Genomic DNA, 6795 nt, shown 5'->3' on the forward strand with positions numbered 1-6795 from the left:
CCGGTCCCCCTCGGTGCCGACCACGATCATCCCGCCGCTGACCCGGCCGGGCCGCGGCTCGGCCGCGGGCTGGATGCGGTCGGCGGAGTAGCGGATCACGTTCTGCGCCTGCTCGACGAAGATCGAGAACACGCGCTTGGCCACGCCCGCGTCAGTCTCGTCCTGGCGCATGCGCAGCTTCAGCACCTCGCCCAGCGAGAACAGCACGCTCTCGGAGAGATCGCCGCCGAAGGAGAGGATCACCCCGTTGCGCCGGGCCGCCTCGTGGAAGGACAGGAAATCGTTGGCGAGCACGGAACCCTCCGAGAGCGGGGCCAGCGCGCCGATGCGGCTCGGCCCTCGACCGGACAGGATCCGAGACATAGCCCGGACGTCTCAACGAAGTCTTACGACGGGCTCGTGAAGTCGTACTCCGGGGCCGTGATGCCGTATCGTCCAAGTCTAGGGCAAGACTTCGGGGGCGATCTGCAAGCCCATGATCGGGGCATCATGCACAAAGATTGTGCTTCGCGGGCGAAGAGTAGGTCGGCGCGCCGGGAGGACGCGCGCCGGTCGGCGCGGATCCGGCCGGCGCGCGTCCCCGGGCTCAGTCGCGGCCGGCTTCCTTGCGCAGGGCGTCGATGCGCTTCGAGGCCTCGGCCTTGCCGAGATCCGGGTCGAAGGCCTCCGGCTCCTTGGCCTCCTCCGACAGGGTCTTGAGATAGGAGGCCTGCGCGCCCGTCATCGGCTCGCCCCCGGTGGTCCACTGGTCCGGGTCCTTGATCTGGTTCGAGGTGTCCTTCGGGTCGGTCTTCGGGTTGCTGTCGGTGGCGTGCGTGTCGGCGTTCTTCGCGGCGGCCTTGGCCATGAGGGAACCTTTCGTTCTTGAAACGTTCCCATCAACGCGGGCCCCGCGGGCGGGTTCCCCGCCGGCCCGGGGCCGGCGGGGGACAACCGCTCAGGCGGCCGCGGCCTTCGGCTGCACCTCGGCGAGGTAGTCGTCCATCAGCGTCTTGGTGAGCGCGGCCGGGGTGAAGCGGTAGGGACCGATCTCGGAGACCGGTGTCACTTCGGCGGCCGAGCCCGTGATGAAGCACTCGGAGAACCCCGCCATCTCCTCGGGCAGGATGCGGCGCTCGACCACCTCGACGCCCCGGCGGCGGGCCAGCTCGATCACGGTCTGGCGGGTGATACCGTTGAGAAAGCGGTCGGCGGTGGGCGTGTGGATCACGCCGTCCTGCACGAAGAAGATGTTGGCGCCGGTGCACTCGGCGACGTTGCCCTCGAAGTCGAGCATCAGGGCGTCGGCGTAGCCCCGGTTCTCGGCCCGGTGCTTCGAGATCGTGCAGATCATGTAGAGGCCCGCCGCCTTCGAGGCGCACGGCGCCGTGCGGGGATCGGGCCGGCGGTACTCCGCCATGTCGAGGCGGATGCCCTTCATCTTGGTGGCGGCGTCGAAGTAGCTCGGCCATTCCCAGGCGGCGATGGCGAGGTGGATCGTGTTGCCCTGGGCCGAGACGCCCATCATCTCCGAGCCGCGCCACGCGACGGGGCGCAGATACGCGTCCTTGAGGCCGCTGGTCTTGAGGACGAGCTGCTTGGCCGCCTCGATCTCGTCCACCGAGAACGGGATCCTGAAATCGAGGAGTTCCGCCGAGCGGTGCAGGCGCCGCGTGTGCTCCAGGCTCTTGAAGATCTGCCCGCCATAGGCGCGCTCGCCCTCGAACACCGACGATCCGTAATGGAGACCGTGGCTCAGCACGTGGATCTTCGCCTCCCGCCACGGCACCATGGCGCCGTCGAACCAGATGGTGCCTTCGCGCTGGTCGAACGGGATGACGGACATCGGCAGGGTCTTCCTGATGGCGGCCCCCGCGGGGGCCGGGCATGTCTGGCGGAACGCGGGGTGCGCCGGGTGGGGCGGATCCGTCAAGGGACAAATCCGCGGGACTCGATCGCGCCGGCCGACGCGTCGGCCCGGGCAGGGTTGACGGGTACCAACCGGGCTGAAATATGTCAACGAGGCTGACTTATATCGGGACCCCCAGAGACGTGACACGCGAGCCGCCGCGCGCCAACCTGACCGCCGAGGCCGCCGCCGGCGAGCCGGCCGGAGGCCTGCACGGCGCGGGGAGCCCGCGCGAGACGGCCTGCAGCAGCGACGACCTGATCGAGCTCCTCTTCTTCGCCTACCGCGACTTCGTCGGCGACCCCGACCGGATCCTGGCGCAGTACGGCTTCGGCCGGGCGCACCACCGGGTGCTGCACTTCGTTGATCGCTACCCGGGTCTGACGATCGCCGAACTCCTCGACATCCTGCGCATCACCAAGCAGAGCCTCAACCGCGTCCTCAAGGACCTGATCGAGCAGGGCTACATCCTGCAGCGCACCGGCACGAGCGACCGGCGCCAGCGCCTGCTGTTCTGCTCCGGCACCGGGGCGACGCTCGCCGCCGAGCTGACCCGGGTCCAGGCCCGGCGTCTCGCCCGTGCGCTCGCGATGCCGGGCGCGGCCGGCGCCTCGCCGGAAGCCTTCCTGCTCGCGATGATCGAGCCCGACGAGCGCGCCGCGGTGCGCCGCCTAATGGCGCGGCGCGGCCAGGGGACCGGCGAGACGGGCGGTCCGCTGGACGCCAAGGTCCTCGGGCAGGACGCCGCCTGATGGCGCTCGCGCGGCCCGAGCTGCCGGAATCCGCGCCGCACGTGCTCGTCGTCGACGACGACCGGCGCCTGCGCGAACTCCTCTCGCGCTACCTCGCCGAGCAGGGGTTCCGCGTCACCAGCGCGGCGAGCGCGGCCGAGGCGCGGGCGAAGGCCCAGAGCCTCCTGTTCGACGCGCTGGTGCTCGACGTGATGATGCCGGGCGAGAACGGCTTCGACTACGCCCGCAGCGTGCGCGAGACCTCGCGGGTGCCGATCCTGATGCTGACCGCCCGCTCCAACACCAACGACCGGGTGATGGGGCTGGAGATCGGCGCCGACGACTACCTGCCCAAGCCCTTCGAGCCGCGCGAGCTGACCCTGCGGCTCAGCAACATCATCAACCGGTCGCAGGCGGCCCGGCCGGCGGGCGGAGCGGAGCCCGTCGGCTTCGGCCCCTTCGTGTTCCGCGCCGACCGGGGCGAGCTGCGGCGGGGCGAGGAGGTGATCCGCATCACCGAGCGCGAGCGGGAGCTCCTGACGATCCTGGCCGCGGCGGGCGGGGGCAACGTCGAGCGCGAGCAGCTCTCCGGCAGCGGGGGCGTCGCGGCCGAGCGGGCGGTGGACGTGCAGATCAACCGCCTGCGCCGCAAGATCGAGGTCGATCCGGCCAACCCCCTGCTGCTCCAGACGGTGCGGGGCGTCGGCTACAGGCTGGCGGTCGATTAGGCGGCTCCGTTGGCTGCCGGCTCCGGCGTATCGACACGCAGCAGCAGCGCCACCGGGATCAGCCCCACCAGCACGATCAGCAGGGCGGCGACCGTGCCGTCCTCGTAGGTGCCGCGGGCGGCCTCGCCGTAGAGGTGGGTCGCCAGCGTCTCGACGTTGAGCGGGCGCAGCAGCAGGGTCGCGGGCAGCTCCTTGGCGCAATCGACGAAGACGAGGAGCGCCCCGCTGAGCAGCGCCGGCCAGGCGAGCGGCAGCTGGATCCGCCCGAGCGTCGCCAGCGGCCCCCGCCCGAGGAGCCGGCTCGCGTCCGGCAGGGTGCCGGGCAGCCGCGCTAGCCCCGCCTCGCTGGTGCCGACCGCGATGCCGAGGAAGCGCACCAAGTAGGCGGTCACCAGGGCGCCGCCCGTGCCGAGCCCGACCAGCGCCGGCGCCACGCCGAACAGCGCCCGGCCCGCATCGGCGAGCGCATCGTCCGCGAGCGCGAGCGGGCCGAGCAGCCCGATCGCCAGGATGGTGCCGGGCAGCGCGTAGCCGAGCCCGGCGACCCGGATCAGCCCCGGTCCCCAGGCCTTGCGGGCGAGCAGCCGCGGGCTCGCCGCCACCAGGAAGCCGAGGGCGGCGGCGATCAGCGTCGCGATGCCCGCATACAGCACCGTGCTGGCGATCTCGGCCGGCAGACGTTCCGGGATCCCGCTCCGCAGGATGCGGGCGGCGGCACTGTGGCCGAGGAAGCCCGCCGGGATCAGGAAGCCGCAGGCCACCGGCAGGAACCCGAGGGCGAGCGCCGCGAGGCCGGCGCCTCGCGAGAGCGGCAGGCGGGCCATCCGGCGCGGGCGCTGCGCCGCGGTCGCGAAGCCGCGGCCCCGGCGGGCGCGCCGCTCGGCCGCGACCAGCACCATCACCAGCGCCAGCATCACCAGGGCGATCTGGGCCGCGCCCGCGAGGTCGGAGCGGTTGATCCAGGTGGCGTAGACCTGCACCGTCAGCGTGCGCACGCCCAGGAACTCGGCCGCGCCGATGTCGTTGAGCGCCTCCATCAGCGCGAGGCTCGTGCCCAGCGCGATCGCCGGCCGGGCGAGCGGCAGGGCGACCCGGCGGAAGGTCGTGGCGGGGCGCCCGCCGAGGGTCCGCGCCGCCTCCATCAGGTTGGCCGCCTGCATCCGGAACAGCGCCCGGGTCGGCAGGTAGACGTAGGGGTAGAGCACGAAGCCCAGCAGCAGGATGCAGCCCGGCAGCGAGCGGATCTCCGGGAAGGCGAGGTCGCGCGGGCGCGTCAGGCCGAGGAGATCACGCAGGGTCGACTGCACCGGCCCCAGCGGGTGCAGCAGGTCGAGATAGGCGTAGGCCACGATGTAGGTCGGCACCGCGAGCGGCAGCAGCAGGCCGATCTCGAGGAGGCGCCGGCCCGGGAACTCGTAGGCCGCCACCAGCCACGCCGCGCCCGTGCCGACCACCGTCACCACGAACCCGACGCCGAGGAGGAGGGCGCCCGTCTGCCACAGGGCCTGGGGCAGCACGTAGGCCCAGAGATGCGGCCAGAGCTCGCCCGTGCCCTGGAGCGCCGCGTAGGCGAGCGAGGCGACCGGGCTCAGCACCAGGGCGGCGACCGCGAGGGCGGCGAGCCCGAGGAGCAGGGCGGCCGCGCGCGACCGGAGGGGCGGGGTCCCGGCGACGATCATCTGTGCGCTCGGCGGCACCGCTCTCTCCCCCCGGGCGACGGCTCGGCCCGATCGCCCGCCTTGGCAGCCCGGGAGCGAGCCTGTAACCCGACAGCGGTTCAGAGGGAAACGCGATGCGGCTCGTGGTTGTCGGCGCCGGCGGGCGCATGGGACGGATGCTGGTGCGGGCGGTCGCGCAGGCCGAGGGCTGCACCCTGTCGGGCGCGATCGAGCGCGCGGGCGCGGACGTCCTCGGGCAGGACGCCGGCACCCTGGCCGGCTTGCCCCCGCTGGGCGTGCCGGTCACCGACGACGCGCTCGCCGCCTTCGCTTCCACCGACGGCGTGCTCGACTTCACGGCGCCCGCCGCCACCGTGTTCTACGCCGAACTCGCCGCGCAGGCCCGCATCGTCCATGTGGTCGGCACCACGGGCCTCGGCGCGGACGACCTCGCGGCGCTGCGCGCGGCGGCCTTCCACGCCCGCATCGTGCGCTCGGGCAACATGTCGCTCGGCGTCAACCTCGTGGCCGAGTTGGTGCGCCGGGTGGCGGCCTCGCTCGGCGCGGAGTTCGACATCGAGATCGCCGAGATGCACCACCGCCACAAGGTCGACGCCCCCTCGGGCACGGCGCTGCTCCTCGGCGAGGCGGCGGCCTCGGGGCGCGGCGTGGACCTCGCGGAGGTGCGCGTCTCGACCCGCGACGGCCATACCGGCCCGCGCCGCCCCGGCGACATCGGCTTCGCGACCCTGCGCGGCGGCAGCGTGGTCGGCGACCACAGCGTGGTCTTCGCCGGCCCCTCCGAGCGCATCACCATCAGCCACCACGCCGAGGACCGGGCCCTCTTCGCCAGCGGCGCCGTGAAAGCCGCGCTCTGGGCCCATCCGAAGCCGCCGGGCCTCTACACGATGACAGACGTGCTCGGGCTGTAAGCCGGGCCGTATCCGGTCCCGCCCCCGGCTTGGGTAAGCCGGCCCGGCTCTGCTAGTAGCCCGACCAGACGGCCGGGCAGTCCCGGCGGCAAGGGATACGGATCGATGGAGCGCCTGCTCGTCCTCGCTCGGCACGGCCAGAGCGAGTGGAACCTCAAGAACCTGTTCACGGGCTGGCGCAACCCGGACCTCACCGCGCTGGGCGTCGAGGAGGCCCGCAAGGCCGGCCGCTGGCTGAAGAGCGAGGGCTACGGCTTCGACGTCGCCTTCACCTCCGATCTCGGCCGGGCGCAGCGCACCTGCGCGCTGATGCTGGAGGAGATGGGCATCACCGACATCGAGGTGATCCGCTCGCAGGCCCTCAACGAGCGCGATTACGGCGAGTTGTCCGGCCTCAACAAGGACGACGCCCGCGAGCGCTGGGGCGCCGAGCAGGTCCATCTCTGGCGCCGCTCCTACGACGTGCCGCCCCCCGGCGGCGAGAGCCTGAAGGACACGGCCGCCCGCGTGCTGCCCTTCTACATCGAGCGCATCCTGCCCCGCGTGATGGCGGGCGACCGGGTGCTGGTGGCCGCCCACGGCAACTCGCTGCGCGCCCTCGTGATGGTGCTCGACCACATGACCACCCAGACCATCGCGGGCCTGGAGATCGCGACCGGCGTGCCGCTGGTCTATCGCCTCGCCTCCGACACCACGGTCGCGGCGAAGTCGGTGCTGGAACGGGACATCGACGTCTGAGCGCGCACCCGGAGGGCGGAATTGCGCTGGCGCCGGGGCTGGTCCACCACCCCGGCTGGCTCGACGCCGCGTCCCGCGCCGCGCTCGGGGCGGAGGTCGCGGCGGTGCTGGCCGCCGCGC

At 72.9% G+C, this 6795-nt stretch carries 8 protein-coding genes; 4 read left to right on the forward strand and 4 right to left on the reverse strand.

Annotation, left to right across the window (positions count from 1 at the left end):
• From AX737_RS21275 to AX737_RS21285, 3 genes are all read right to left on the reverse strand, one after another.
• On the reverse strand, nt 1–363 hold a 363-nt coding region (locus tag AX737_RS21275), incomplete at its 3' end, for a DUF6272 family protein (protein WP_245293483.1).
• A gap of 223 nt (nt 364–586) precedes the next feature.
• Complete coding sequence (locus AX737_RS21280; protein ID WP_066924712.1) at nt 587–847, reverse strand: DUF3072 domain-containing protein; 261 nt, start codon at nt 845–847, stop codon at nt 587–589.
• A gap of 90 nt (nt 848–937) precedes the next feature.
• Nucleotides 938–1825: a branched-chain amino acid aminotransferase gene (locus AX737_RS21285; RefSeq protein ID WP_066924714.1), complete on the reverse strand. Its 888-nt coding sequence runs from the start codon at nt 1823–1825 to the stop codon at nt 938–940.
• A gap of 272 nt (nt 1826–2097) precedes the next feature.
• On the opposite strand from AX737_RS21285, the gene AX737_RS21290 reads away from it, so the two are divergent.
• Nucleotides 2098–2640 carry a MarR family transcriptional regulator gene (locus AX737_RS21290; RefSeq protein WP_066924723.1) on the forward strand — a complete coding sequence of 181 codons (543 nt, stop codon included), beginning with the start codon at nt 2098–2100 and terminating at the stop codon, nt 2638–2640.
• Nucleotides 2640–3347, forward strand: coding sequence for a response regulator transcription factor (locus tag AX737_RS21295; protein WP_082773204.1), 708 nt, complete (start codon nt 2640–2642; stop codon nt 3345–3347). The genes AX737_RS21290 and AX737_RS21295 overlap by 1 nt, the downstream gene beginning before the upstream one ends.
• Here the strand turns inward: AX737_RS21295 and AX737_RS21300 are convergent.
• The gene (locus AX737_RS21300) at nt 3344–5026 is read right to left on the reverse strand and encodes an iron ABC transporter permease (protein ID WP_066924717.1); all 1683 of its coding nucleotides are present in this window, start codon (nt 5024–5026) and stop codon (nt 3344–3346) included. The two genes, AX737_RS21295 and AX737_RS21300, sit on opposite strands and share 4 nt — an antisense overlap.
• Before the next feature lie 113 nt (nt 5027–5139).
• Between AX737_RS21300 and dapB the strand changes: the two genes are divergently transcribed.
• Nucleotides 5140–5937 (forward strand): 4-hydroxy-tetrahydrodipicolinate reductase, encoded by a 798-nt coding sequence (gene dapB / locus AX737_RS21305; RefSeq protein WP_066924719.1) that lies wholly within the window; start codon nt 5140–5142, stop codon nt 5935–5937.
• 105 nt (nt 5938–6042) lie between these two features.
• On the forward strand, nt 6043–6675 hold the full coding sequence (locus AX737_RS21310) for a 2,3-bisphosphoglycerate-dependent phosphoglycerate mutase (protein ID WP_066924721.1): 633 nt from the start codon (nt 6043–6045) through the stop codon (nt 6673–6675).
• Nucleotides 6676–6795: the final 120 nt, after the last annotated feature.

The organism is Methylobacterium sp. CCH5-D2, assembly GCF_001556475.1.
GTDB classification, from domain to species: Bacteria; Pseudomonadota; Alphaproteobacteria; order Rhizobiales; family Beijerinckiaceae; genus Methylobacterium; species Methylobacterium hispanicum.

Bases quoted from the DNA above. Each gene is read 5' to 3' on its own strand.
- AX737_RS21280 (WP_066924712.1), bottom strand. From the start codon at position 847: ATGGCCAAGGCCGCCGCGAAGAACGCCGACACGCACGCCACCGACAGC.
- AX737_RS21285 (WP_066924714.1), bottom strand. From the start codon at position 1,825: ATGTCCGTCATCCCGTTCGACCAGCGCGAAGGCACCATCTGGTTCGAC.
- AX737_RS21295 (WP_082773204.1), top strand. From the start codon at position 2,640: ATGGCGCTCGCGCGGCCCGAGCTGCCGGAATCCGCGCCGCACGTGCTC.
- AX737_RS21300 (WP_066924717.1), bottom strand. From the start codon at position 5,026: ATGATCGTCGCCGGGACCCCGCCCCTCCGGTCGCGCGCGGCCGCCCTG.
- dapB (WP_066924719.1), top strand. From the start codon at position 5,140: ATGCGGCTCGTGGTTGTCGGCGCCGGCGGGCGCATGGGACGGATGCTG.
- AX737_RS21310 (WP_066924721.1), top strand. From the start codon at position 6,043: ATGGAGCGCCTGCTCGTCCTCGCTCGGCACGGCCAGAGCGAGTGGAAC.